We start from the raw sequence: 1,967 nt of genomic DNA on the forward strand, positions 1-1,967 counted from the left end.
TCCGGTCTCGGTCGAGTGGGAGGACGCCGGCATGGACCGCCTCCAGGGCGCCCCGGAGGCGCTCAGGAGCCTGAAGAAGTACGACTTCGAGCCGCCGTCGGCCTCCTTCGACGCCGCGTTCGGAGGCAACGAGTAAGCCACACAAGTCAGTTCCGGGATGACGGCGCATCCCGGCGTACCGCACCCACCCGTACGTCCGGCCCCACTCCGGAGGCATCCGTGCACGGGAAGTTCGACGTGGACGACTTCACCTTCACCACCGGCTGAGAGGAGGGATCACATGAACACAACCAAGCGATGGTCCACGGTAGTTGTAGGAGCTGCCCTGCTCGTCGGCTGCGTCTCCGAGCCCGCCGTGTCGCACTCCGCCGACACCGAACGGGTGCTGGTCTTCTCCAAGACGGCCGGCTTCCGGCACGACTCGATCCCCGACGGCGTGGCCGCCGTAAGGGAACTGGGGCAGAGCGCCGGCTTCACGGTCGACGCGACGGAGGACGCGGCCGCGTTCACGGCACGCAACCTGCGCCGCTACGACGCCGTCGTCTTCCTCTCCACCACCGGAGACGTCCTCGACCCCGCCCAGCAGCGGGCGTTCGAGGGCTACATCCGGGGTGGCGGCGGATACGTCGGCGTCCACGCGGCCGCCGACACCGAGTACGACTGGGCGTTCTACGGCGGCCTCGCCGGCGCCTACTTCCAGTCGCACCCCGCGATCCAGCCGGCCACGGTGGTGGTCGAGGACCGCGCCCACCCCTCCACGTCGGCCCTGTCCCCGACGTGGAACCGCACCGACGAGTGGTACAACTACCGCTCCAACCCCCGCGAACGGGTCCACGTCCTGGCCTCCCTCGACGAGTCGTCGTACACCGGCGGCACCATGAACGGCGACCATCCGATCGCCTGGTGCCAGGACTACCAGGGCGGCCGGGCCTTCTACACCGGCCTCGGCCACACCAAGGAGTCCTACGCCGACCCCGCCTTCCGCGGCCACCTGCTCGGCGGCCTCCGGTACGCGACCGGCGACACACAGGCCGACTGCCGGCCGGAGAACGGCTACCGTCCCCTCTTCGACGGCACCGCCGCCTCACTGACCGACTGGAAGCAGGCCGGACCGGGCTCCTTCACCCTGTCCGACGACGGCACGCTCACCTCGTCCGGCGGCATGGGCATGCTCTGGTACGCCGGCTCCGGCGAGGGCCTCGGCTCGTACTCGCTGAAGCTCGACTGGAAGATGGCCGGCTCCTCCGGGGACGACAACTCCGGTGTGTTCGTGGGCTTCCCGCCCTCGGACGACCCCTGGTCCGCCGTGGACAACGGCTACGAGATCCAGATCGACGCCACCGACGTACCCGAGAAGACGACGGGGTCCGTCTACGGCTTCCGCTCCGCCGACCTCAAGAAACGCGACCGTGCGCTGAACCCGCCGGGGGAGTGGAACACGTACGAGATCCGCGTGGAGGGCGAACGCCTCCGCGTCTGGCTCAACGGCGTGAAGATCAACGATTTCACCAACACCGACCCGGCCCGGAGCCTGCGTGACGGGCACATCGGCATCCAGAACCACGGAGCCGACGACCACGTGTCCTTCCGCGACATCCGGCTCAGGGAACTGCCCGCGAAGGCCTCTTCGAGCCTGGCTCCGGCGGGCGACTGAACGGCGGCGGGCGGGGGACGCCGGACTCCCGCCCGCCGTCCTCCCCGACTCTCGTGACGCCGGTCGTCGCGGGCCGGGCAGCCGTGACCGCGGGTCTGCGTCCGCCGACGGGCCCGGTCACCGAGACCCCGCCCTTCACCGGAAGCGGCCTGTCGGTCCTGTCCTCCCTTCGGCAGCGGCGGCGGCAGCGGTGGTAAGGGGCACGGTCACAGCCATGGTCACGGCTACGGCGAGATCGACTTCCCCCGGTCCTCGCCACCCTCGCCGACACCGGCCACCGGCCACTGACCGTCACCGAGCCGTCCTGCCACAC

1 protein-coding gene and 2 pseudogenes are annotated in these 1,967 nt (G+C 70.3%); all 3 read left to right on the forward strand.

Features of this window, described 5'->3' with window-relative positions; translation table 11 throughout:
- Positions 1-136: pseudogene (locus EHS43_RS43490) on the forward strand (sugar phosphate isomerase/epimerase); the annotation flags it as partial.
- 144 nt (positions 137-280) lie between these two features.
- Complete coding sequence (locus tag EHS43_RS43495; protein ID WP_125195934.1) at positions 281-1,654, forward strand: ThuA domain-containing protein; 1,374 nt, start codon at positions 281-283, stop codon at positions 1,652-1,654.
- A gap of 53 nt (positions 1,655-1,707) precedes the next feature.
- Positions 1,708-1,824, forward strand: a pseudogene (locus EHS43_RS48575) (myo-inositol-1-phosphate synthase); the annotation flags it as partial.
- Positions 1,825-1,967: the final 143 nt, after the last annotated feature.

The sequence above is a fragment of the Streptomyces sp. RP5T genome (genome assembly GCF_003933965.1).
In the GTDB taxonomy this organism is placed as follows: domain Bacteria; phylum Actinomycetota; class Actinomycetes; order Streptomycetales; family Streptomycetaceae; genus Streptomyces.